Annotated in this window: 17 protein-coding genes, 1 tRNA gene and 1 pseudogene; 5 read left to right on the top strand and 14 right to left on the bottom strand. The window is 42.6% G+C overall.

The annotated features are described in order from the left end of the window. The first annotated feature begins 1 nt into the window (after window position 1). Window positions 2-661, top strand: a complete 660-nt coding sequence (locus tag C511_RS0110980) for a hypothetical protein (RefSeq protein ID WP_148297765.1) — start codon at window positions 2-4, stop codon at window positions 659-661. Window positions 662-848: 187 nt separating this feature from the next. Here the strand turns inward: C511_RS0110980 and C511_RS18640 are convergent. Beyond that, window positions 849-1,419, bottom strand: a pseudogene (locus C511_RS18640) (transposase); the annotation flags it as partial. Between the two features lie 276 nt (window positions 1,420-1,695). Between C511_RS18640 and C511_RS0110970 the strand changes: the two are divergent. Both C511_RS0110970 and C511_RS17280 read left to right on the top strand, forming a co-directional pair. Beyond that, window positions 1,696-2,316: a radical SAM protein gene (locus tag C511_RS0110970; RefSeq protein WP_024997430.1), complete on the top strand. Its 621-nt coding sequence runs from the start codon at window positions 1,696-1,698 to the stop codon at window positions 2,314-2,316. Between the two features lie 2 nt (window positions 2,317-2,318). Continuing rightward, entirely contained in the window at window positions 2,319-3,263 is a 945-nt protein-coding gene (locus tag C511_RS17280) for a carboxypeptidase-like regulatory domain-containing protein (RefSeq protein ID WP_024997429.1), read from the top strand. A 124-nt stretch (window positions 3,264-3,387) separates the two neighbouring features. Here C511_RS17280 and C511_RS0110960 read toward each other — a convergent pair. The 4 genes from C511_RS0110960 to C511_RS0110945 form a co-directional block, all read right to left on the bottom strand. Continuing rightward, window positions 3,388-3,461: transfer RNA gene (locus C511_RS0110960), tRNA-Arg, on the bottom strand. Window positions 3,462-3,551: 90 nt separating this feature from the next. Next, window positions 3,552-5,006, bottom strand: coding sequence for an AbgT family transporter (locus C511_RS0110955; RefSeq protein ID WP_034782251.1), 1,455 nt, complete (start codon window positions 5,004-5,006; stop codon window positions 3,552-3,554). Then, complete coding sequence (locus tag C511_RS0110950) at window positions 4,996-5,724, bottom strand: DUF5932 domain-containing protein (protein ID WP_024997428.1); 729 nt, start codon at window positions 5,722-5,724, stop codon at window positions 4,996-4,998. Before C511_RS0110950 ends, C511_RS0110955 begins: the two co-directional genes overlap by 11 nt. A gap of 25 nt (window positions 5,725-5,749) precedes the next feature. Beyond that, window positions 5,750-10,213: a DUF5113 domain-containing protein gene (locus tag C511_RS0110945; RefSeq protein WP_024997427.1), complete on the bottom strand. Its 4,464-nt coding sequence runs from the start codon at window positions 10,211-10,213 to the stop codon at window positions 5,750-5,752. Window positions 10,214-10,422: 209 nt separating this feature from the next. Between C511_RS0110945 and C511_RS0110940 the strand changes: the two genes are divergently transcribed. After that, a complete protein-coding gene (locus C511_RS0110940; RefSeq protein ID WP_024997426.1) occupies window positions 10,423-11,361 on the top strand; it encodes a ribose-phosphate pyrophosphokinase in 939 nt (312 codons plus the stop codon). An 88-nt stretch (window positions 11,362-11,449) separates the two neighbouring features. Here the strand turns inward: C511_RS0110940 and C511_RS0110935 are convergent, their stop codons facing one another. Next, on the bottom strand, window positions 11,450-12,559 hold the full coding sequence (locus C511_RS0110935; RefSeq protein ID WP_024997425.1) for a PspC domain-containing protein: 1,110 nt from the start codon (window positions 12,557-12,559) through the stop codon (window positions 11,450-11,452). Between the two features lie 21 nt (window positions 12,560-12,580). After that, a complete protein-coding gene (locus C511_RS0110930; RefSeq protein WP_024997424.1) occupies window positions 12,581-12,907 on the bottom strand; it encodes a PadR family transcriptional regulator in 327 nt (108 codons plus the stop codon). Between the two features lie 157 nt (window positions 12,908-13,064). On the opposite strand from C511_RS0110930, the gene C511_RS0110925 reads away from it, so the two are divergent. After that, complete coding sequence (locus C511_RS0110925) at window positions 13,065-13,559, top strand: GNAT family N-acetyltransferase (RefSeq protein ID WP_024997423.1); 495 nt, start codon at window positions 13,065-13,067, stop codon at window positions 13,557-13,559. Here the strand turns inward: C511_RS0110925 and hemG are convergent. The 7 genes from hemG to uvrA form a co-directional block, all read right to left on the bottom strand. After that, complete coding sequence (hemG, locus tag C511_RS0110920) at window positions 13,554-14,906, bottom strand: protoporphyrinogen oxidase (RefSeq protein WP_024997422.1); 1,353 nt, start codon at window positions 14,904-14,906, stop codon at window positions 13,554-13,556. The genes C511_RS0110925 and hemG overlap by 6 nt on opposite strands. A gap of 17 nt (window positions 14,907-14,923) precedes the next feature. Then, window positions 14,924-16,294 carry an oxygen-independent coproporphyrinogen III oxidase gene (gene hemN / locus C511_RS0110915; protein WP_024997421.1) on the bottom strand — a complete coding sequence of 457 codons (1,371 nt, stop codon included), beginning with the start codon at window positions 16,292-16,294 and terminating at the stop codon, window positions 14,924-14,926. After that, window positions 16,291-17,493 (bottom strand): MFS transporter, encoded by a 1,203-nt coding sequence (locus C511_RS0110910; RefSeq protein WP_262482337.1) that lies wholly within the window; start codon window positions 17,491-17,493, stop codon window positions 16,291-16,293. Before C511_RS0110910 ends, hemN begins: the two co-directional genes overlap by 4 nt. 15 nt (window positions 17,494-17,508) lie before the next feature. Further along, window positions 17,509-19,557, bottom strand: a complete 2,049-nt coding sequence (locus C511_RS0110905; RefSeq protein WP_027318139.1) for a TonB-dependent receptor — start codon at window positions 19,555-19,557, stop codon at window positions 17,509-17,511. Between the two features lie 129 nt (window positions 19,558-19,686). Further along, window positions 19,687-21,198 carry a peptide MFS transporter gene (locus tag C511_RS0110900; RefSeq protein WP_024997420.1) on the bottom strand — a complete coding sequence of 504 codons (1,512 nt, stop codon included), beginning with the start codon at window positions 21,196-21,198 and terminating at the stop codon, window positions 19,687-19,689. A gap of 88 nt (window positions 21,199-21,286) precedes the next feature. Next, window positions 21,287-21,760, bottom strand: a complete 474-nt coding sequence (ybaK, locus tag C511_RS0110895; protein WP_024997419.1) for a Cys-tRNA(Pro) deacylase — start codon at window positions 21,758-21,760, stop codon at window positions 21,287-21,289. Between the two features lie 12 nt (window positions 21,761-21,772). Further along, window positions 21,773-24,598, bottom strand: a complete 2,826-nt coding sequence (gene uvrA, locus C511_RS0110890; RefSeq protein ID WP_027318138.1) for an excinuclease ABC subunit UvrA — start codon at window positions 24,596-24,598, stop codon at window positions 21,773-21,775. Between the last annotated feature and the right edge of the window lie 148 nt (window positions 24,599-24,746).

The raw sequence follows: 24,746 nt of genomic DNA, 5'->3' as shown, positions 1-24,746 counted from the left end.
TATGAAACAAATTTTATCTATTTTAGTAATGTTCCTATGTATTCAGACTACTAGAACTTATGCAAGCATACCTGAAGAAGTGCAATTTGTTCAAATGTTGAATGAGACTTTATCAAAGTTGGAAAGTAATACTTCTCCTGACCGGCTTCTAACTTGTGTAGCAGAACTCAAAAGAATGTCTACCATGTATCCAAATGAATGGATAATCTATTATTACATTTCTTTATATCAAATCCAGCAGACATTCAGTAACTTATCAGCAAATAATGAAGATATTCTAAATGATGCAATGGCAAACATAAATTTACTAAAACGAAACAAGAATGCTGATAAATCTGAGATAAGCACAATAGAAGGCTATTATTACTATGCAATTATAGCTAAAAACCCAAATAAAAACGGACAGATATATTACAAAAACGTTTTAGAATCATATCAAAAAGCACTTAAATATAATCCTAAAAATCCCAGAGCACAATTATTACTTTTGATGTTTAGAATAAAGATGTCTGGGTTTACCGGAAATAATGAAGAAAACAACTTTTATGATAGTCTCCTAGAGATAGAAAAGCTATTCCAAAAAGAAACAAATAATTATCTTAAACCTTCCTGGGGCGAAAATACTTTAATAGCACTAAAAAAGACTTTATGTAATAATTAAATCATCTCTCAAAGACGCAATATCTGCAATACTGAACTAACCTGTAATTTAAACGGTGTAAGCAAGTTAATAATTTATTAGCACTGTCCATAATTTCATATAAACTATATTCATGTTGAGCTTTAGTCTAGTGCTAAAGCTCAATTCTGTTTTTAAAGATAACTAAAAATGGATTCATTACCACACCCTAATTTCGGGTAGGCATCGTCCATTTCTTTTCAATCTCACAAATAACCAACCAAACAGACTTGCTGAGGGTATCGTCAGTAGAAAAAGATAATTTTATTCTGGTAAATCGCCGTATCTTGCCATTCAGATTTTCTATTAAATAGGTTATATAAATGATAGTACATATTTCTAAGGGAAAATCAAAGAAAGCAATCAGATCGTTCCAGTTGCGATGCCAGCATTGTACGACATGGCGATATTTAGAACCCCATTTTCACTCAAATTCTTCCAATGCGATGGCTGCTTGGTATCGATTGACGGAGGTATAAATCTCTTTCATATCAGCCGTAAATTCTTTTAAATTCTTCCATACAACGTATCTAGATGAATTCAAACTCTTTTTTGCGATCACGAGGAAATTCGATTATATTCTCACGATACTCGTTCTGAATCTTCTTGCTAAAGCTTCCATTGCAATAGTAACCACTGTTATAACCATCAGTATTATGCTTGTCATAACCTAAATGTGCATCCATCTCACCCTGAGGCATTTGTTCCAATACTTAAGAATGAAAATCTTTGAAGAACTGATATTGATTCTTGGCTTACTTGAAGCGCCAATACGAGCAATTCCTTCTCTTTTAGGTGCTATTCACTTGCGATATTTCATTTCTATATTAGCTCACTTTCTAAGCCACTACAAAGGTACTACATTTAATAACAGCTGACTACCTTTGCATCCGACATAAAAGATAAATGACTATATGTATCTAAAAAATATTTTTTTAGTCCAAACAAATCCGATAAAATTCACGCTGAGTATAGAGGATTATTCGTAATTTTGCATAATTGAATATGAAAGACATATGGAGAAAGAACGAGCGAAGATTATCGGAATATCACAGCACCGCCTCTCTACTGACGGGAACGGTGTTACCACGCTCGTAGCTTTTCATGAGTGCCCGCTTCGCTGTCGTTATTGCCTAAATCCGTTGTCGATTGGCGATGATAAGCCTTTTCGCAGCTATTCACCCAAAGAGTTATATACCGAAACACGTATAGACGAACTGTATTTCCTCGCCACCAATGGCGGAATTACTTTTGGCGGTGGTGAACCTTGCCTCCGTCCGCAGTTTATTCGTAAGTTTCGGAAGCTTTGCGGTTCGGATTGGCAACTCAATCTTGAGACATCGCTCAACGTGCCCACCACAAACATCAAGTGCTTGCTTCCAATTGTGAGCACATTGATTATTGACATCAAGGATATGAATGCGGAGATTTATCGCAGTTACACAGGACAAAACAACAGCCTTGTTATTGATAATCTTAAATTGATAGCCGAACAAAACCGACAGAATGACTGTATTATCAGACTGCCGCTGATTCCCAACTTTAATACAGATGCCGATCGCATTGCCAGCCGTGTGGCACTCGAAGCACTTGGTTTTATAAAATTCGATTTATTTACCTATATAATCCGTACATGACTATGGCACGAGGAAAAGACACTTGCAGGATTCTAAAAGACATCCGCCGACAAATAGCCAAAGCAAACGACATTGAGTTTATCACGTCCGAGTGTCGCTACAAAGGCGACTGTCTTGGAACTTGTCCAAAATGTGAAGCTGAAGTGCGTTATTTGGAGCAACAACTTCATACCCGAAGCCTTTCAGGGAAAGCCATTGCTCTTGCAGGAATATCGGCCAGCGCCCTTGCTATGTCAATGCCGTTGCCTTCTATCGCACAAACGCACCCCGATAGCACCTACTTAGCCGCTGATAGCGTAAGTATTTCTACTCCGGTCGATACTTTTGTCGTAAAAGGCAAAGTTACTGGAAGATGGACTTCTTCAAATGAAAAGAAGGAAGGATTTGACACATTGACAGGTGCTTGCGTGTTAAACCGCAATACAAATAAAGGAACAATTACAGATATTGACGGTAATTTTGAAATTAACGCTTGTCGGGGGGATTTAATAGAGGCTTCTTTTATTGGTTATGAATCCCTAACTATTATTGCATCTGATTCTTCGAAACCTATGAATATAATATTGGAACAAGATTCAAATGCTTTGATGGGAGAAGTAGTTATTGTTGATATTCAGACGCGTTACATCGATTTCAATATAGTTGATGAAAATGGTAATCGCATAAATTGGGAGAATATTCACATTGAGAGATTATTCCTTGACGAAGATGGGAAAGAAGATTCTGAAGATATTGATTTAAAGTACATCAATGAAAATAATCCATATCGGATATATTGGTCTTCGGATGATGGTTTGCAAGATAAAGATGGTAATCCATTAAAGAAAACCATGCTCCGTATTAAAGCCAAAGGCTACGAAGAACCCATAGTGATTACAGTTAAACGCCCCAATCACCACTCCAAGAAAACAATTAGGTTCAAACATAAAAAGGAGAAGCAATCCTGATTATTGTATGCGACACCATCCAATTTTGGTATGATCCGGAATAATCAAGTTGTGCAAATGTTGTGCAAGATAAAAACAAAAAACCGCAAAAGCCTTATAATAAGCTATTTGCGGTTTCTATTAGTGATTCCGAAGCGATTCGAACGCTTGACCCACGCCTTAGAAGGGCGTTGCTCTATCCAGCTGAGCTACGGAACCATCCTTAATTGCGGTTGCAAAGGTAGTGCTTTTTGTGGAATCTCAAAACGTTTTCTGCACTTTTTTTAATCTCTTTCTGCGTTAACACGGCTATAATCCTAAGGGTAAACCAGTTACGTACCAAAAAACAAATAACAAAGTCCACAGAATAAGGACACTCACCGAATAAGCCCACGTATGCTTAAGCAGCAATCCGAAATTTGCCTGAGGCTGGTAATGCTGAATGTATGTAAGCACCAACGGTATGTAAAAAAGGAAAGGCGTGATGGCGTTGGTAGCACTGTCGCCTATACGAAAAGCACATTGGGTGTACTCGGGGGCAATGCCCAACTGTTGCAACACGGGGACAAAGATGAAAGCCATAAACGTCCACTTGGCGGTGGCCGACACCATGATTAAATTAATCACTGCCGTAAACAGAATAAAAAGAAGCAGAACTCCAAAACCGCCTACCTTGAGCGACAAAAGAAAATCGGCCCCGAGAATGGAGATGCATTTATCCAAACGGGAGTATTCCAGACAAGCAAACATCTGCGCGGCAAAGAATGCTATAACGAGGTACACACCCAGTAACTGCATGGGTTGCCCCAGACCTTGAATCACATCGGAATCTGTTTTATATTTACCGGATGCAAAGCCGTAAACCATCCCCATCAGTCCGGCACCGAAAGACAATAGGAAGAGAATGCCCATGATAAAAGGAGAACGAATCAGCCCGCCATTAACGCTTCGCAGTATTCCCCACGGAGAGAAAGTGGCAAAAAGAATAACCAATATGTACAGCAGACCTATGAAAAAGGCGATGTTCAGCGCTCTGCGCTCTTTGCGCGACAGCAGTTTATAGCTCTCTACGGGAACTTCGCCCTGATACTCTCCCAATTCAGGAAGTAATTTTCGTTGGGTGATGTAATAAATAATGCCTGCAATAAACAAAGTAGAAACGGACATAAAGTAGTAATTACTCAAAGGTCCCACGTGTCCGCCATACGCTGCAACGGTCAACGCCGCATCTTGTGTGGTGGCTGCAACAAGCGGATCGAGCGTGCTAAGCATGAAGTTGGCGCTATAACCGCATGCCACCGAAACGTAAGCAGTAATGATACCCGCCAACGGGTGAAGTCCCACGGAATGAAAAAGGGTCGCTGCAATGGGAAGCAGAATGATGTAACCGGCATCGCCCACCACATTCGACAGGATTCCCAGGAAGATAACCCAAAGGATGATGCGGCGCGGACGACGGTGTTTGCGGATTCCCAAACGGATGCAAGCCGACAGGAAGCCTGAATGTTGTGCCACTCCCAAGCCAAACAGGGCAATGATAACCAAGCCCAGAGGGGCAAATCCGGTAAAGTTGGGAATAACGCTGCGCAGCATCCATCGCAAACTTTCAGGACTTAACAGACTCTGCACGCGGATCACCTCGTTTGTTTGCGGGTGCACCACGCTGAGTCCGTAGATGTCAGATATCCACGAAAGAAAAACGATGCCCAATGTAATCAGAAAGAACATTGTGGCGGGATGCGGCATTTTAATCCTACTCTTCATCGGCTTCCAAGTTATCAAGATCGAGAATGCGAAGTTCTAAAGCACGAACAACTAATCGAGTGGCATTCACTCCTACTCTTTCACCTTCTGTAAACAGACGTGAGATTAAATCGTTCTGGCGCTTTTCGAGTGACTTCACACCAAAGGGCATTCCTTTTAATGAAGCAATCATTTCCTTGGTATAGCCCAATGCGAGATGTCTGAGGAAGCGTTCGTCATATTCGTCAATATCATAACTGATAACAGCCTCCTGACGACGAGCGTCGTTCAAAACAGATTTCCGGAAACGATCAACTATCTTTTCAAGTATGGGGTAATTGAAAACGAGTTTCTTACCGTCCATAACAGCTTGTACGTCTGTCTTGGTAAGTAGTTCGCCCGTTTTAAGAATGATACCGTCGGCTCCTGCATCGAGTACATCCACCCACAATTTTTCATTCAGTATCTCTCCGGTAAAAATAAGCACGCGAACCTGCGGGTAACGTTTGCAGATGTTGCGGCAAATGTCCACTCCAATGGTAGTCGATCCACCCAGTCCGAGGTCGAGCAGCACCATATCGGGTTGTTGTTTCTCTATCAAAGGCCAAAACTCGTTCTCGGTCATGGCTGTGCCTATTACTTCGGCATTCAGAATTTCGTGGCGAAAAATCTCTTCCGTGCCTTTTAACTCCAGTTTGACATCTTCAACTATAATCACTTTAAACTTTTTCTCTTCCATCTTTCGGGTCTTATTTAGGATGTAATTACTTTATTATTTTTCCGGGAATCGTAAAATAAACGGTGAAACCGCCTTCCGCACACGGTTCGGCATTAATGCGGCAACCGCGTCGAATGGCAAACTCATCGTGATCACGCACTATTTGTTTGCACACCAGGTATTCCGTTCCTACCAGTTCTCCCTTACCGGCAGCGGTCATGCGCAGAAGATTAGGATAAAATAGCTGATTCAGTTCTTCCACCGTCTTTTCTCTCCTTGAGTCTGTAAACAGAAAACGGATGTAATCACCGTCGCTCACTGCTTTCAGGTGCAAAATGCCATCTTCGGGTACTGAGAAAACCTCATCAATGAGGTTTTCGAGCAAGAAACACAGCAAATGTTTGTCACCCGTTACGCGAGCGTGTAAAACTTCGGTATGCAATTTCAGCTTAACTGATTGGTTTTTCGCAAGCCTGCGGAAGTACTTCTCGGCATGCTGAAAGAGTTCTTCCACAGTAATGGTGGTACGCCGAAACGTCACTTCTTCGAGCTGACGGGAAGCACACTGACTCAAAACAGTGAAGATACTTTTGTAATAATCAATCAGTTCGGTAATGGTCTCAACACCTTCTTTTTCTTCTTCCGAATTCAGTATCTGGCTGTTCAGCTTATCTATGATCTGCTTTATTTTGTTGGGGTAATAAATGGTTTCGTGCTTAATGGTCGACAAGCAGTTGTCGAGTACCATGTTTTGCACGTGCAATTGGTTGTCTTCCCAAGAAGCACGGCGCGCTTCTTCGTGTGCCGACTCAATGTCGCGATACCTCATGGCCAACTTCACCACCGCATTGAAAACGACAATGGCCACGTATCGGGCGATGAGTTCCACCAATACGAAATCGGCCTCTTGACGTTCAGGCTCCTGAATGAGCAAGGTCAACACCCCCACGCACTGTCTTTGGCCCCCTACATCAACAATTAACGGCAGGGCTTGGATCTGCTCATCTTGCAAAGCAGCCTGTTGTTCAAAACATCGGTGCACCACGGCAGGAATCTCTTCAACGCGGGGATTGGCTGCATATTCCAACCGATGGGCCGTTTCATTATATACCGCAATGCCCATTCCGTTGACAGTCATCAGTTCATTCACTGCACTAAAAGCATCGTCCACAATGCGCTGCGGAATTTCCTTCAGGGTTTCTTCCTCACGAAGCAGCACTTCCGAAGATTCTTGCGATCGCAACAAGGAAGCTGCAAAAACAGTTTTGTTAATCTCCAGTACTTGCTCCAGGTTTAAACGATTGATGAGTCTCTTACGCACATAGATGATGTAATAGCCGATGAGAAGTGAGGCCAGCAAAAACAAACAGAGAATAACACCTACGTATTTATTGGTTGTTGAACGTTCTAGCTGACGACAATATTCTTCAAGCGACTGGTCTTCGCCCAACAGTTTATACAAAGCTGTGTAGGCTGCATTGTTATAGGTATATTCGTTCCATTGCTTCAGCGCCAGCAAAGACACGGAAGCTTCGTTTCGAATGTCGAGTATCACGTGAAAGTCGCTATCGAAATAGGTATTCCACCACTCAATCTCAGCTGGCGATTTGGTGTCGTACAACTTGATGTACCGGCGTGGGGAACGGGAATATTTGGCATAATGCCGGTTCAAGCGGTTCATGGCCGAGTCAACATATTGTAAAGCCAATTTATAGTCTTCAATGACGTTGCAATAATAAGCTGTATCGGCAAAGAGAGAGGCTTCGTTCAACAGCTCTTCGTAATCTTGCTGTACCGGAATCTCTACTTTTCGCTCCAATCGGTACCTGGAAGTTACTTTGTTCACGGGAGCTTTATCGGGACCGCATGCCACAAAGGAAAACGATGACAAGAACAGCAGTAAAACCCCCACTGTTTTTCGGATGCCCAACGGCAGGCGGAAAAAGAATCGGCTACCTTTGCCCGGCTCACTCTCAACGCTAAACAGGCACACTTTAAAGACGTCATTGGTCTTACGGTATTTTTCAATGATGCCTTTGCAGTTCATCAGTCCGAAGCCACTGCCCTTATTTTGTTTTAACTCTTCCACATCCGAAGAGGCATTATCAATCCCTATGGCTTTGGAGTCATACACCTTTTCGCCTAGTATACGCTGAACATCGGCCTCCGTAAGTCCCCGGCCGTTGTCCTTTATAGAGATTTCCACATACTCACCGGTAATGGTGGCAAACACTTGTATGCTACCTTCCGGAGGTGTGTATTTTCGGGCATTCTCTGTAAGTGTGTTAATCATGAAAAGCGTAAGCGCTTTATCTGCCTTCACGGTAACCCGGGCAGGAAGCACCTCAAAATGTTGCTTTTTCATCTCAAAGGTTTTACGCCCCTTCGCCACGATGGAGAAAAGTTCATCAAGCTCAAAGTTCTCGATGTTTAAGCTCAGGCTTCCTTGCTTCAGTTTGATCCAAAGCGCCAGAATATCATTGTACTCATTAATGGTTGTCACCAGCTCATCCACATACTCGTACTTTCTTCTTTTGATTTCGGCATCGTGCATGAAACCTTTCTCCGTTAGTTTATGCACCTCGTTTATGATGCGGTCAATGTATGGTGTAATACCGTTGACAATGGCCAGACACGATTTTTTAATCATGTTTTGCCGTTTATTGGTTGCAATGTGCTGCTCGTAAACATACCGCTGTTTTTCCAACTGACGTTGCTCTTCTCCCAAAGAAATAAACGTAATTCCGTTGTCCAACGTCCAGGCAATATAAGGAGTGATGACGCTAACCAAAGCGAGTTCATCCTTGCTGAGTTTCTGCTTTGTAGTAATAGTAACGGTTCCAATAGGTTCTTCCTTATCGGGGACATACAAAGGAAACGCTGAACAGATGAGAGACTGGTCTTCATGGGCCTCCTCTTCGGCCGATTCCTCCTCTCCCTTCAGTTGTACTTTAATAGATGTTGCTCCCAAAAGTTCCTGCAAATCGGGCAGAATGGCTTCCGATATGGCTTCAACAATATCATCTTCATCCGTCACATCGGAAGGGATGGAGGCCGTTATTTTTTGGCAAATATCCAGTGTCAGCTTCAGTCGGGCCAGATGCATCAGGTTCCTGTTCCGCGAACGGCTATTAAAGATGGCAAACAAACCCACCACCAGAAACAATCCCGCCAGTACCAACAACATAATCACATTGAGCTGCGCCGATTCCTTTTCAAGAGAAGCGTAACGACTTTCAAACTGTTTGTCCTGCTGCGTGTACTCCAATATATCCAGGTACACATTGCGGTTGTAATCCGAAGGAATCTTCATTCCCAGTCCGGCATAGCTCACACTCAACTGTTCCCTGATTCGCGAAATCCATTCGGGCACAGTCTTCACCTTTTTCTTGCTTAGCCAACTTAATTCGGTGTAAAGCGTGTCCTTGTCAACAAAAGGATCCAGCCTATCAATCTGATTCGATTGATGATGCCGGTTATAATAAAGCTCGTGGTGCTTATTCACACAATCAAGTGCTTTCGACAAGGTATCAATCGCTTCCTGATAACGGTTATGCGTATTCAGGAAACGGCCTATGGTAACGTAAGCAGCTGCGGTTTGGTAAAGGTCATTGTAACGTCGGAACTTATCGAGGGAAATCTGCGCCATTTTCAACGGTAACAATGAATCGACAGGTAGTCCCAGCTGCTTGAGCGCATGAAAACGCCTGTTCTTTAAGAATTCGTAATTATCCGGATTGGCCATCAGGTTAGCCATGCCCTGAATGCCGTTCGCTTCAAAATAAATGCTCTTTTCCTTCACGGCCAGTCGCCAGGAAGTATATAGTTCATCGAACTCATGCAAGCGTTTTACCTCTGCCGTTTCACCATCACACAGAGAGGCCGCTCCTTTTATATAATGATAGTATAAAAGCTGGTTGTTATCACCCGCTAAATCTGTCAGCGGATCAATCTGGTTAATGGCATAATAGGCTTCTTGCTGCTGCTGAAGGTAATAATAGTAAATAGCCGAGACAATGTAGAATTCGGAATAAGCATACCTCAGGCGCGCTATCTCGTGTCGGTCAACAAACAAGTTCTTATCTTCATCAATGCGCTTCATGCGCTTCAACGCACTGTTTCGATAGTCATAGAACTCCTTATTCATGGCTGTGCGCTGATAAATCTTCATCAGGCCAATGTCTGCAATCAGCAATTCGAGCTCATTCTTTGTTAAATCGTAAACCTCCAGATTCAAGTGTTCTGCCTTATCAAAATCCATTTTCATAAAAGAGTAGAAAGCCAGGTTGTTACACGCCTCGGCCTTTCCTAAATGATAAAGTTGAGCAGACTGATAAGCTTTTTGTGCCACATTATACAAAGAATCCAGATTCCTGTAGTGATAAAAATAAGCTTGCCGGTTCAAAGAGTCAACCAACCTTATTTCCTTTGTCGGTGCAGTTCCCATACAAGAGAAAAAGCACGACACGCTAATCACACATAAGAGTATAAGAGGTAAACGATGTTTCATTCTGTATAAATGAGTATTCAGGAAAGCAAATCTACTATTTTTTCTACAGAAAGCAGTTCTTTTTTATAGTTTTATTATCAACTTAACAGATTGAAGGAATAAAGCGCATCGGAAATAAAAAATATTTTTTCTACAATAAGTCTTTTAGATTGAACGGAGAATTCATACCTTTGCGTGCAAATTAATCAATAGGTTCAACTATTACAATAATGAGCGAAAAATCACCTTTTATGGTTTTCTCGGGAACCAACTCGAGATACCTGGCAGAGAAAATCTGCGCTAGCCTTGGTTGCACCCTTGGAAATATGAACATCACCCACTTTGCTGACGGTGAATTTGCAGTTTCATACGAGGAATCAATCCGTGGGTCCAATGTCTTCCTGGTACAATCAACCTATCCTAACTCTGATAACCTGATGGAGTTATTGCTGATGATTGACGCAGCCAAAAGAGCTTCAGCCAAAAACGTAGTCGCAGTTATTCCCTACTTCGGTTGGGCCCGTCAGGACAGAAAAGACAAACCACGCGTTTCCATAGGTGCCAAATTAGTGGCCGATCTGTTATCGGTTGCAGGCATTGACCGCCTGATCACTATGGATTTACACGCCGATCAAATTCAGGGCTTCTTCAACATTCCGGTTGATCACCTTTACGCTTCAGCCGTTTTTCTTCCCTACATTCAATCACTTAATCTTGAAAATCTTGTTATTGCAACACCTGATGTGGGTGGTTCAAAAAGAGCAAGTACATTCTCCAAATACTTGGGTGCACCATTGGTTCTTTGCAACAAGTCACGCGTAAAAGCCAATGAGGTTGCTACGATGCAGATTATTGGTGATGTAGAAGGTAAGAATGTTGTCTTGATTGACGATATTGTTGATACGGCAGGTACCATTACCAAGGCAGCCAACATCATGCTCGAAGCCGGAGCCCAATCAGTAAGAGCCATTGCCAGCCATTGTGTAATGTCCGACCCAGCTTCTACTCGTGTACAAGATTCAGCGCTGACAGAAATGGTTTTCACCGACAGTATTCCATACTGCAAAAATAGTACGAAAGTAAAACAGTTAAGCATTGCCGATATGTTTGCCGAAACCATTCGCCGCGTGCTCAACAACGAATCAATCAGTTCACAATACATCATTTAAAGACTGATCTTTCCCATATATGGCAAGAGCCGCTCCCCCTTACCGGAGAGCGGCTCTTCTAGTAAAAACACTATAATAGACACACTAATTAAATTCCTGTAACATACCAGATGTCATGGTAATAAGGGAACACCCAGTTGGACTGTGAAAAGCAGAGAATAATTGTGAGCAAGCTCACTACCCAAAGAATCAGCAACGTTATTTTAAGTCCGGGAATCATCGGCTGCCAGTTGAATATAACTCTCAAAATACCGTAAAGCAAACTGGCCAATGGTATTCCAACCAATATAATTCCGGCAATACTGGCTACAATGACAATTAACGGAGATGCTGAAATCATATTCCAGTCCAGAGAAGGAAGCAATTCATAAATAATGGCACTGCCACCGGCTAAAGTAGCAATGGCTCCAATGATAAGCCCCACAAATACAAATGAGAGTACCAGCAATACCGGACTAAATATCAAGGCAAGTATAACCAGAAAGACTTTTGAAAGTAAACTAAACAAATGCACCATTCCGTCAACCAACCTTGTCATAAAGTCTTTAGGCTTTTCTGATTTGATGTATGAATTAACTCCATCGGCCATCTTCTCAAAACCATCGGTTACCGTCTTTCCTATATTCTCCATGTTAACCTCCTCGCCCCGCATACTTAGTTTCTCGGCAGCAGTAGTTGCTTCGGGAATCACAATCCAGCACACAATGTAAACCGGAATTAAGGTGCCAACCCCAAAAATCAAAAGCAAGATAACGATTAGACGAAGAGCACTCACGTTCACCTTTAGATATGCAGCTATACCTCCCAATACACCACCTACCACTTTGTCATCGGGGTTACGGAACAAGCGTCGGCGAGGTGAGCCCGACTCCTGCGAATAGGTTTCATGATGATAACCGCCATGTTCCGAAGAACCCTCCTGCTTAGAAGGTTCCTCGTCGGAAAGATCTTCCGGCTTTCCCATACGATGTATCACTTCTTCGGCATCTATTAAGGTTATCACCTGTTGTCCCTTGCTTATTTTCTCAGAAAACAATTCGGAAATTCTATTCTCAATATCGTTTACAATCTCTTCCGCACCTTCCTGTTTGCGAAAGTGGTGCTTTAAATTCATCAAATAATTGTCAAGCAACCTGTAGGCATCTTCGTCAATATGAAAAACGGTTCCACCTAAATTAACAGTCAATGTTTTTTTCATTGTTTTATGGGTTTTATCTGATTATATATTTGCCAAATGATTCACCGTTTCGTTTAACTCCTTCCACGATGCCTCGAGTTCACTCAAAAAAGCTTCTCCTTTTTCAGTTATCTGATAATATTTACGGGGAGGTCCCTGTGTAGACTCTACCCACTCATAGCTCAACAAATCATCATTCTTTAAACGAGTCAGCAAAGGATAAAGAGTTCCTTCCACAACAATCAGCCTCGCTTCTTTTAATCTTTGTATAATATCCGAGGCATACGACTGTTCCTTGTGCAGCAGCAACATAATGCAATATTCCAGCATTCCCTTTCGCATTTGCGATTTCACATTGTCTACATTCATACTTCTTTCTTTAAAACGATGCAAATATATGTATTGCATTAGTACCTTGTATTACAAAGTACTATAATTTCACTTTAATTAACCATAAAACAGTCATTTAAGGTCTCGATTCGAAGAATTATGCTTATTTTCGCATCAAAGAATAAAGTTCAACGATATGTTTACTATACGACAAGCACAAGCGGACGACTGCCTGTTAATCAATCAGTTAGCAGCCAACGTTTTCCCTGCCACTTACAAAGACATACTTTCTCAGGAACAGTTGGAGTATATGTTTGATTGGATGTACGCTCCGCAAAACATTCGCAAACAAATGGAAGAAGGACATGTATACTTCATTGCTTATGAAGAATGTGAGCCCTGTGGATACCTGTCCGTACAGCAAGAGGAGGAAAATCTGTTTCATCTGCAAAAAATATATGTTCTTCCTGCTTTTCAGAAAGCACATGCAGGTAACTATCTTTTCCACGAAGCGATTAAATACATAAAAAAGGTGCATCCGGCACCATGCAGAATGGAACTGAATGTAAACCGTAACAACAAAGCGGTTGGCTTTTATGAGCGAATGGGAATGAAAATTGCACGCGAAGGCGATTTCCACATTGGCAACGGTTATTATATGAATGATTACATCATGGCTATTGAACTATAGCGAGGCTAGCTGCGTTGCCTGTTTGATGCGGTCGGCCAAACCGATGCCGTCACGCAGACTGCCAGCTAAAACCAATCCGGCATACTTCTTTTCCAACTGACATACAGTATTCAGTCGCTGTTCCGTATCAGCCTGGTATTGCGGAATAGCTCTGGGATGCGGAAATATATGTATTTTATCGGGTGCCGTACCTAACGGATATCCCAGCATGCGATGCAACGCATCTGTAACTATAGCAACCATCTCTTCTTCGGGTAAGTTCACCCATTCAGGATGTCTCATTCCTCCGATGAAAAAAGAAAGAGAGGCGGCACCAAGAGGCGCCCGGTCGTCATAGCACGATGAGTTGAATAAAACACCTAATATCTTTTCATGTTCGCAAGAAGGAACCAGTCCGCCGAAAGCCTGCGGTATTAAACTACCATTGTACATCCCAACGCCAACCTGAACTACGGGAGCATAAACCAGCGACGTTATCGGATGCAATTTGTTTTCTTCTATGAAGGGAAATAGTTCCGGCAAAGCATAAGCGGGTACCGTACTAATCAGTCGTGGAGTAAAATAAGATTCGCCGGTAGCCGGTAAAACAACTTTCCAACCATTCTCAACCGGTTCAATTTGTATCTTTCCGGCACCTAAGCGGAGGTGTGTCGGGGTAATTCGGTTTTCCAGCGTTGATACCAGATTCTTAAAACCTCCTTTCACTGAGAATATTTCTTTGGATATTCCTTGCTTCCTTTCTTCCGCAAGCACCGGATGCCGTTTGATAGCCCCACGAATAAAACTTCCGTAATGATGTTCCAGGTTGTACAACTTAGGCATGGCAAAACGGGTAACCAATATCTCGGGATCACCGGCATAAATACCGGAAATAAAAGGATCGACTGCGTAGTTTAAAAAGGATTTTCCAAGCCTGCGGCGGGTCAACGAGGCAATACTCTCGAAAGGATCATTTCCCTTCGGACGAAAAGGTTCAAATAAGATGCGAATCTTATCATGCCATGAAAACAAGGGGGTTGTCACCGCGTCAGCCAATCCGGAAGGTAGCGGACAAAACCGTCCGTTTTTCCATATCAATCGCACTTTTGACTCTTTTCTGGCGGTTTGCAACGTACACTCATCTCCCAATTGGTTGAAAAGATCAAGTACATCTTTATTGGCTACCACGCCTGTGTTAGGTCCCGATTCAAAAAGAAAACCGTCATCATTCACCGTACACAGTTGTCCGCCCGCTCTGGTATTTTTTTCAATCAGCAAAACATTTACCCCTTTCTCCTTCAACAAGAAAGTAGTAACCAGTCCCGTTATACCGGCTCCAATAACAATCACATCCACATTTGTATCCATACACATTCTTTTTCAGATCAGACAGGTTTTGAAAATGATTTCTCAGATCCGCCACGCATTAACGGATCAAAAACAGCCGCCACATTCCTTATAAATAAAGTACCGGACTCCGTAATGGCTATTTCCTCAGGCGAATAGGTAATTAAACCGTCATCGGCCATTTCTTCTAGTTTATGACGATCAAAAGCCAATCTATCCATTATTTCATCTACCGGCATTCCAATGTGCAGCGACAGCTCCTTCCAGTTTAAGCGGTTGTTGCACATGAAAGTCGTTATGACCTCACGAGCCAGTTGTTCCTGTTCATTCAAAACATATCCGCGCATAACCGGTAGTTCACCTTGCGATGCCTTGTCAATATACTCTTGCACGCCCCTTATGTTCTGACTATAGGCTGCTGCCAGCTGACTGATGGCTGTTACGCCGAAAGCGTACACCTGACCGGTGGTAGCCCTCGTGCAATACCCCTGAAAGTTTCTGTGTAACAATCCATTTTGTAAGGCCACGTGAAGCGAATCATCCGGCTGCACAAAGTGGTCGAGCCCTACGGGCACGTATCCTCTCTCACTCAAGCTAACCGCGGCACGTCTATACATATTACTTTTTTCTTCCGCTTCCGGCAGTCCCGCTTTTTCGAGCTTCAACATGTCTTTATTCACCCAAGGCACATGAGCATAAGAAAAGGTAACCAACCTGTCGGGCCTCAACGAAGCAGCCTGCCTGATTGTCTCTTCAAAGCCGGCAGCCGTTTGTCCCGGCAAACCATAAATAAAGTCAAGATTTATAGAAACACCCTGTTCACGCAATAATTCAAAAATACGTGCAGGAGGTAACAGAGAGCCCTTGCGGTTAGCAGTGCGCAGTACCTCTTCGTTAAAATCCTGTATGCCTATACTACACCGGTTAAAACCGGCTTCAACCAATTGCAACCAATGTTTCTCATTCAAATAACCCGGGTGACATTCTATTGCAATTTCCGGCTCATCTATGCAGCGAAAAGAAGAAAGGAAAAGCTCGTTAATCTCTTTAAGGTAATGCAACGGGATAGCTGTAGGCGTACCCCCTCCATAATGAATCTGGGCAATCTTACGCGATTTATCCAGCAAAGGTAATATGGTTTTTATTTCTGTTTTCAGTGCCTCCACGTATGCATCCACCACGCTGCGTTTTTCCATGGCATACGAGTTGCACCCGCAGTAATAACACAAACGCGGACAAAAAGGGATGTGTACATAAAACGAAATATGCCGGGGGTCTTTTTCGTTAGAGGCCGTAACAGCCTCCCTGAAATCTTCGGCACCAAATTGTTCGTGAAAATAATTGGCCGGCGGATAACTGGTGTACCGGGGTGTCGGTACATTGTATTTAGCTAATAAATCAGTACTCATCTTCCGGATATCTTTTTAAAGTAAAACCATACATAAAACAAAGAAGCGAGAGCCAAAGCCGCTTCGGCTACAAATAACACCGTGTAGCCTGACAAATCAGCCAGTTTACCACTACCCACAGCAACCAGCATGCTGCTCAAGTGAAGCACAACTATCTGAAGAGTGAAGTCGGTACCTTCTCGTCCCACACGTACGTAATCCATGGCAATGGTGTAAACCAGTACGGTTGATAATCCGTAAGTAGCCCACAAACAAAAAATACCGATGCAAAGGTTCAACGTGGTCAGCAATCCCCAATAGGAAAGTATCACAAAGTAAATCGCAGTAACAAAAACACAGCTCGCATAAATCACAGCGGCCTTTCCCCTACCCCATTTGCGGATGATGTTTCCGCTGAAATACGAACCCAGGCAGCCACACAAAGAGCCGAACACACTGAACATGACACCAATGTGCGCCATCGGATAATGCAAATCGACCAACCAGGGCTTCAGCATGGAAAGAATTCCAATAAGACCGGAATTAAATAAAATAAGAAAAGTCAGTTGCGGAACAATGCGACGCTGGCGAAAAAACAGAAGCAAATCTTTCATACCGATGGGCACCCTGCCCGCGCGCGACACAAAGTTAGCATCTCTGTAGTAAAACAAAGGCACGAGCATAAACAGTACAAAGACCGACAAGCCCAGCAGCATGGCCGTCCACCCAATATATTTATAGAGGATCAACAGCAATCCCCCTCCTAGAAGTGATCCGGTAAAATTCCCCATACTTTGCATGCTGTTGCCCCTGCTTCTTTCCTTTCTATTAAAAGAAAGTGCAGTCATGGCATCCGTGGCAATATCTTGTGTTCCCGATGCTATAAACGAAAGGATTATCAACGTTAGCACCAACCAAAAATCGGCTTTCAAATCAAGAAAGGCCAGCATCAAAATCAGGAAAGCGTAGACAATTTCCGACGAGAATATCCAGCTCTTATACGTATTCAGTCCCGAAGTCTTCCTGTCAACCAGCGGCGCCCATAAGAATTTAACAATCCACGGTAATTTTATGAATTGAAGCATACCTATGGCAGTCAGCGAAAAATTATCTTGCCGCATCAATACCGGTAACAAAGTACTGAACAGGCTCATCGGTACAGATTGCGCTATATAGAGAGAAAAAAAAGTAAAAAGCTTACTAAACTGTTTTTCGGCCATTATCAAACGTTGCAATTATAGGGTAAATGATATTGTTGTTCCAAAGGTAAGAGGTTTTCCCTTTTGAGCAAAATATTTTCCCGAAGTCTGAAAGAAATAAGCCATATATTCTTTTGATGCAGCATTCTTTATCCATAAATCTACCGTCAGGTTTCTTTTCACGGCAGACAGCTTTCCATTTAAAATACCGTAGAATCCCTGACGCACATCATTGCTGTCATTCCAATAATGCCTGCCTGTAGCTGTGTACTGAGCCGAAAAAATCAAGCGGTCCACATAACGGGCACTGAGGTTCCACGTATAATCTCCACCCAACATCAATGTTTGTTGCGGCACATAAGGAATGTAATTACCTGAATAATCAGCATCGCCATACAGATATTCGCGGAATTTGGCCTCGGTATAACCGTAAGTGAATTGCAAATTCAACATATCTGCCGGACGAGCATTCAGTGACAGTTCCACTCCTTTGCTATATGATTTGCCGGCATTGGTCAACATAGATCCCGTTTTATTGGCAACAGCATGTGAAATTTGTTGGTTCCTCCAATCAATATAAAACAAAGCCAAGTCGCCATAAAGTCTGTTGTTAAAAGCCGAAAAGCGTCCGCCCACTTCATAATTCCAGCTGTATTCCGGTGAATAAGTACGTTCATCTTCCGTGCTGAATGAAATATTAAATCCACCGGTTTTATAACCGCGGGTAGTAGTTGCATATATCATGTTTGATGCGTCAAACTGATATTGAAGAGAAACCTTAGGGGTAAATTGGGTAAAGCTTTCGCTATCGTTCAATCGGGTAGTCTGTTCTTTCTGATCGGCCGACAGTTTCCAGACAATGTAATCTTGTTTGGCTTTCTCATAGTCAAAACGTGCACCCACTGTCAACGACAGTTTTTTCAGCAAAAAGTCCTTCAAGGTAGACTGATGATAGGCAGCCAGTCCGTAGGAAGGCTCATCATAATCCTTCTGAGTAGTGTACAACACCATGCGTTTACCCGTTTGGTAAAAGCCGAAAAGTCCGTTCAACCAAGTAAAACGCTTGCCGTCTTTGGAGCGCATTTCGAGTTCTTGTGAAAACTGATTCTGTTTTTGAGTTTGTATCACAAAAGCCTTTGCCTCTGCTGTAAAATCCTGATCAATGGCCTGCCTGTCATCCAGATTTTGATAACCCGTTACTGATTTCAACACAAAATCATCAAAGGAATAACTCATGGAAAGTCCACTGGTAAGCACCCCTTGCCTGTATGAACTGTATGCGTTGTAATTCACATCACCAATCTGTCCGGTTGTGTTATCCAGTAACCCATAAGGATACCCTCCCTGATCCGTATATTCATAGTTGACAGAAAAAACGCCATCCCATCCCGACTCCGTTTTCCATTGAATCTTTCCTTTGGATGATATCTGATTGAGATTATCAGCTTCACTGCCGGTATATGCGTTGACGAAAAAACCGTCATTGTGTTTGTAGCGAGACGAAACGGCATAGCCTACCCGGTCAGACAGTTTGCCGTAATAGCTTCCTGAAAACTGAGTCTGCCCATAGTTGCCTACCATCTGTTTGTATGTCAATCCTTGATAATCGAGTGGATTTTTGGTATATACATTGATAATTCCTCCCATGGTATTTCGTCCGTAAAGCGTACCTTGAGGCCCCCTTAACACTTCCACCCTATTCACTTCATTCATATCAAAATCAAAAACCGATTTATCAAAGAAAGGAATACCGTCAACATAAAGTCCTACCGAAGGAGTCAACTTGGAACCGATTCCGCGAATGTATATAGGAGAAGTCAGTTTGGAGCCGTAATCGGGTAAAAACAGATTGGGAATATACGAACTCAGTTCCTTAAAATCGACCAGATTCTTTTTATTCAGATCGCCCAAAGAAATTGAAGATATGGAAGCCGGAACTTCACGTAAAGTCTTTTTTTCTTTATAAGAAGTAACCACTACTTCATCCAGCATGACCGACTTACGGGACGTGGAATCGGGCACCGTCACGGCTGCCAATAGATAGCTAGGAAACACCAAAGCTCCCAAAAATGCATATACTTTCATCCTTTTCATCATTTTGCTGCAAAATTAAGGAGTTACAATTAAACTGACAATCCTCATTAATGAGGATTTAGAAAAAATGAGGCCACCTAAAATTAAGGTGACCTCACTCTTTTTATTTATTTGTGTGGTTTATTTCGCCACTCTCTCAAGCCATTTAAGCATGATAAACATTGTTATCATCGAGAGGCTACATGCAACCACAAATACGGTCCAAGTAAGCCAAATAGGAATTGATTCGTAAAGCACAGCACCAATAAACAACAGCTGATTACCAATAGCAGTTGCGCCTAACCATCCACCTTGCATAACTCCCTGATACTTGGGAGGAGCTACTTTAGAAACAAAAGAAATTCCTAGCGGAGAGATATACAACTCAGCAACGGTAAGTATCAGATAGGTCAGCATTAATAAGAATGGAGTTACCTTAACAGACGAAGACCCTAAAGTAATGATGTCTTTATGCAAAGGTAGATTTGACATGTAAGAACCTACTGCCATGACAACAAAGGCCAAAGCCGCAATCCCCATACCAATGGCAATCTTCTTAGGCGTTGAAGGCTCCTTGCCTAGTTTGCGTTGTGCTGCAAAAACTCCCATAACAATAGGTGTTAAGAATACCACGAAGAATGGATTCAATGTTTGAAAGAGTTCAGCTGAAATACTCATACCAAAGAGGTTGAGATCTGTGTATTCTTTTGCAAAGTAGGTCAATGTCAAGCCATTCTGGTGGAAAGAGAACCAGAAGAAAATAACCACACCAAACACAGCAAACAGTGCATACATACGTTGTTTCACTTCCTTTGCATCCATCTCAACCACACCGGCATCATTCTGCTGTGCTTTCTTACCGCTAGGATCGGGGAAGGTTCTCTTATTAACAATATATATAGTCAAAGATAACAACATAGCTAAAATAGCAATAGCAAATGCATAGTGAAAACCGGTAGTAAACACATTCAGATAATCAGCAGCGAAAACAGACATATCAGTTACCGGGTTCACAGAGACTTCGGCAGATAATTTTGTCATCAAATCACTGGCCTCGGGAGATAAAGTTCCGGCTAAATGTCCGTGACAAAGAGATGGAAGATCTGCATTGTACGAATAACCATGCTTATCCAGCCACCAGCCACGAATACCCACAGCTGCAATAGGAGCAAAAATAGCGCCAATATTGATAAACATGTAGAACAACGAAAAGCCTGAATCTCTCATGCTAGAGTATGTAGGGTTGTCATACATCTGCCCTACCAAAGCCTGAAGATTTCCTTTGAATAATCCGTTACCAAAGGCTATGATCAGCAGTCCCAAACAAGTAATAACCAAAAACAATGTTTTATCAGAAACTGGTGTAGGTGTGGGAACGGCCAACATGAAATAACCGACTGCCATGACAACCAGACCTGTTAGAATCGTGCCTTTGTAGTTGCGTGTTTTATCAGCTATGAGACCTCCTACAAATGCTAGGATGTAGATAGAGAAATAAAAAACTGAGTAAATAAGCCCCGCATCTTTGCCATTCAAGCCGAACTTCGCCTGAAGGAAAAGAACCAGTATTGCCATCATGGTATAAAAACCAAAACGCTCACCCAAGTTAGCCAGGGCAGCAGATAATAAGCCTTTGGGATGTTTGTCCATCATAAATTATAAATTTTGAATTAATATATTCTCTCTGAAATACGAATTATATCATATTTAGTGCAAATATATACTTTTTGGCATATTATTCCTAAAAAAGCGTGCAAACTTCCGCCTTTACAAGTCTTATTAACTCATTCGGATCGATTTTTATCTGCAATCCGCGCTGGCCAGCACTTACATAGATAAAAGGATAGTGAATGCATGTATGGTGAATGTAGGTGGGAAAATGCTTTTTCATCCCCACGGGCGAACAGGCACCGCGTATATAACCGGTGGTGGGAAGCAATTCTTTCATGGGAATCATGTCACAGCTCTTATTACCGGACACCTTAGCGGCCAGCTTCAGGTTTACTTCCTCGTCACCGGGAATAACACAAACGAAATGCCCCGTTTTATCTCCTCGCAATACCAATGTTTTAAAAACCTGATTGATGTCTTCTCCTAAGCTTTCGGCTACGTGCACCGCACTCAAATCACTCTCGTCAACTTCATAAGGAATCAGTTCGTAATTCACTTTCTCCTTATCAAGCAAACGCGCTGCATTTGTTTTATTTATCTTCATATTTTCAACTCATTACAATCCCAGTTCTTCCTTCAGAAAACGAGGCGTATATCCTTTAGTGCAGCGGGATACCTCTTCGGGAGTACCGCAGCTTAAAAGTTCTCCACCACCTTTTCCGCCTTCGGGTCCCATGTCGATGATATAGTCGGCCATCTTAATCACATCTAGGTTATGCTCAATAACAATGACGGTATTCCCCTTGTCGACCAGTTTATTCAGAACACCCATGAGCACACGAATGTCTTCAAAGTGTAATCCGGTAGTAGGTTCATCGAGTATATACACAGTCTTTCCGGTGTCTCGCTTTGATAATTCGGTAGCCAACTTCACGCGCTGACTTTCGCCACCCGATAAGGTAGTCGACGATTGTCCCAGTTTGATATAACCCAGCCCCACGTCTTGAATCACCTTGATCTTATTCAAAATCTGAGGCACATTTTCAAAGAACTCCACTGCACGGTTAATGGTCATATCAAGCACATCGGCAATTGATTTTCCTTTGAAACGAACCTCCAGTGTTTCTCTGTTGTATCGTTTGCCATGACATACCTCACAAGGAACATATACATCGGGAAGGAAATTCATTTCGATGGTTTTATACCCGTTACCAGAACAGGCTTCACAACGGCCTCCCGACACATTAAATGAAAAACGGCCCGGTTTATAACCACGTATTTTGGCTTCCGGTAAACCGACAAACAGGTTTCTGATATCTGAAAACACACCGGTATAGGTAGCCGGATTGGAACGAGGTGTACGTCCCAAAGGCGACTGATCCACATTAACCACTTTGTCTATGTGTTCCAATCCTTCTATCGATTCATATTCCAACGGATCCTGAAGAGAATGATAGAATTTCTGCGAAAGAATAGGCTGCAAGGTTTCATTAATCAAAGTCGACTTGCCACTTCCCGATACTCCCGTAACACAAATCAGTTTACCCAAAGGAAACTCAACCGTCACGTTTTTGAGATTGTTTCCGCGTGCTCCTTTGAGCCACAATGATTTTCCATTTCCTTTTCTTCGTTGGGCAGGGACCTCAATCTGCGTTTTTCCATTGAGGTATCTGGATGTCAGCGTATCTGTTTCAAGCATCTTCTGAGGCGTACCCGAAAAGACAACCTCTCCTCCCAGCCGACCGGCTTTGGGACCCATATCAATCACATAATCGGCAGCCAGCATCATATCTTTGTCGTGTTCAACCACAATAACCGAGTTACCAATATCCCGCAGCTCCTTGAGCGAACGAATCAAACGAAGGTTATCGCGTTGATGAAGTCCGATACTGGGCTCATCGAGAATATACAATACATTCACCAATTGCGAACCAATTTGTGTGGCCAGACGAATGCGTTGGCTCTCGCCGCCCGAGAGACTTACCGAGCTTCTATTGAGCGACAAGTACTCCAGTCCCACATCAAGCAAAAACTTCAAACGGGTACGAATCTCTTTTAAGATTTCAACGGCTATCTTCTTCTGCTGTTCACCCAAGTGATCTTCTACATGTTCTAACCACTCGTAAAGTTCGGATATATCCATTGAAGCAAGCTCCATAATATTCTTATCGTGAAAGCGGAAGTGTAAGGCTTCTTTATTCAAACGGGCTCCCTTACATTCGGGGCAAACGGTTGTGCGGGCAAATTGTTCCGCCCATTTCTGTGCCGTAGCCGACGAGTCTTTGTCTTGCAGCATCTGGATATACTTCACCACTCCTTCGTAAGTTGTGAAATAGTCGGACGATGTGCCAATGAGCGAGCTTTTTATTTTAATGCGGTCGTCAGAACCATTCAAGATTTCATCTATTGCCTCCTCGGGCAATTCAGACACAGGTGTTTTTAAATCAGCATCATATTTCTCCAGCAAAGCAGCTATCTGCCAAAAGATCATGGAGTTCTTGTGCTTACCAAGCGGGGTAATGGCACCGTCATGAATAGAAAGTTTCCGATCAGGAATTACCTTTTCAATATCGATTTGATTCACAACCCCCAGTCCTTTGCACTTGGGACAAGCGCCTTGCGGAGAGTTGAAAGAGAAGTTGTGCGGGGCCGGTTCCTTATAAGACAACCCGGTAACCGGACACATCAACCGCTTGCTGTAATGCCGTATGTTTTCGCTTTGAAAATCAAGCACCATCAATAAGCCTTCACCCTGACGCATAGCTGTGGCAATGCTTTGTTTCAAACGCTTGTCGTCCTTGTCGCCCACAATCAGCTTATCAATAACCACCTCAATGTCGTGATTCTTATACCGATCGAGCTTCATACCGTGAGTAATCTCACGCACCTCACCGTCAACACGCACATATAAATAGCCCTTTTTGCGGATCTGCTCAAAAAGTTCTTTGTAATGTCCTTTTCGTGTACGCACCAACGGGGCCAGAATGTATATCTTCTTGTTCTTATAATCCTTCAGGATCAGATCTGTAATCTGTTCCTCAGTGTATTTCACCATCCGTTCACCCGAATAATACGAATAAGCCTCACCGGCTCTGGCATACAGCAAACGAAGGTAGTCGTATATCTCCGTGGTAGTGCCCACAGTAGAACGAGGGTTCTTATTGGTGGTTTTCTGTTCGATAGAGATTACCGGACTCAATCCCGTTATCTTATCTACATCCGGCCGCTCCAGATTTCCCAAAAAGTTACGTGCATAAGCGGAGAACGTTTCAATATACCGGCGTTGTCCTTCAGCAAAGACAGTGTCGAACGCCAAAGATGATTTTCCACTACCACTCAATCCGGTAATAACAGTCAAACTGTCGCGGGGAATTTCTGCATCAATGTTTTTGAGATTATGGACACGAGCTCCATAGACATTTATATATTCTTTTTCTTGCATCTTTCTACTTAAAATATAATACCTGCAAAAATAATGCTTCCTGATGAAAAATAGTTTTAAAAAATGCTTTATTATTTTCTTAACTCATTATGTTGTGCAAATACATGACATTTTTAGTACCTTTGCATTTAGATAGCCATTGGCAAAT

The organism is Bacteroides graminisolvens DSM 19988 = JCM 15093, from assembly GCF_000428125.1.
GTDB classification, from domain to species: Bacteria; Bacteroidota; Bacteroidia; order Bacteroidales; family Bacteroidaceae; genus Bacteroides; species Bacteroides graminisolvens.
Note: the sequence above shows the minus strand (reverse complement) of the source record. Positions and strands in the feature narration are given on the sequence as shown.

Bases quoted from the DNA above. Each gene is read 5' to 3' on its own strand.
- C511_RS17280 (WP_024997429.1), top strand. From the start codon at position 2,319: ATGGCACGAGGAAAAGACACTTGCAGGATTCTAAAAGACATCCGCCGA.
- C511_RS0110950 (WP_024997428.1), bottom strand. From the start codon at position 5,724: ATGGAAGAGAAAAAGTTTAAAGTGATTATAGTTGAAGATGTCAAACTG.
- C511_RS0110970 (WP_024997430.1), top strand. From the start codon at position 1,696: ATGGAGAAAGAACGAGCGAAGATTATCGGAATATCACAGCACCGCCTC.
- C511_RS0110945 (WP_024997427.1), bottom strand. From the start codon at position 10,213: ATGAAACATCGTTTACCTCTTATACTCTTATGTGTGATTAGCGTGTCG.
- C511_RS0110935 (WP_024997425.1), bottom strand. From the start codon at position 12,559: ATGAAAAAAACATTGACTGTTAATTTAGGTGGAACCGTTTTTCATATT.
- hemN (WP_024997421.1), bottom strand. From the start codon at position 16,294: ATGAGTACTGATTTATTAGCTAAATACAATGTACCGACACCCCGGTAC.
- C511_RS0110980 (WP_148297765.1), top strand. From the start codon at position 2: ATGAAACAAATTTTATCTATTTTAGTAATGTTCCTATGTATTCAGACT.
- C511_RS0110940 (WP_024997426.1), top strand. From the start codon at position 10,423: ATGAGCGAAAAATCACCTTTTATGGTTTTCTCGGGAACCAACTCGAGA.
- C511_RS0110910 (WP_262482337.1), bottom strand. From the start codon at position 17,493: ATGGCCGAAAAACAGTTTAGTAAGCTTTTTACTTTTTTTTCTCTCTAT.
- C511_RS0110905 (WP_027318139.1), bottom strand. From the start codon at position 19,557: ATGAAAGTATATGCATTTTTGGGAGCTTTGGTGTTTCCTAGCTATCTA.
- uvrA (WP_027318138.1), bottom strand. From the start codon at position 24,598: ATGCAAGAAAAAGAATATATAAATGTCTATGGAGCTCGTGTCCATAAT.
- ybaK (WP_024997419.1), bottom strand. From the start codon at position 21,760: ATGAAGATAAATAAAACAAATGCAGCGCGTTTGCTTGATAAGGAGAAA.
- C511_RS0110930 (WP_024997424.1), bottom strand. From the start codon at position 12,907: ATGAATGTAGACAATGTGAAATCGCAAATGCGAAAGGGAATGCTGGAA.
- C511_RS0110955 (WP_034782251.1), bottom strand. From the start codon at position 5,006: ATGAAGAGTAGGATTAAAATGCCGCATCCCGCCACAATGTTCTTTCTG.
- C511_RS0110925 (WP_024997423.1), top strand. From the start codon at position 13,065: ATGTTTACTATACGACAAGCACAAGCGGACGACTGCCTGTTAATCAAT.
- C511_RS0110900 (WP_024997420.1), bottom strand. From the start codon at position 21,198: ATGATGGACAAACATCCCAAAGGCTTATTATCTGCTGCCCTGGCTAAC.
- hemG (WP_024997422.1), bottom strand. From the start codon at position 14,906: ATGGATACAAATGTGGATGTGATTGTTATTGGAGCCGGTATAACGGGA.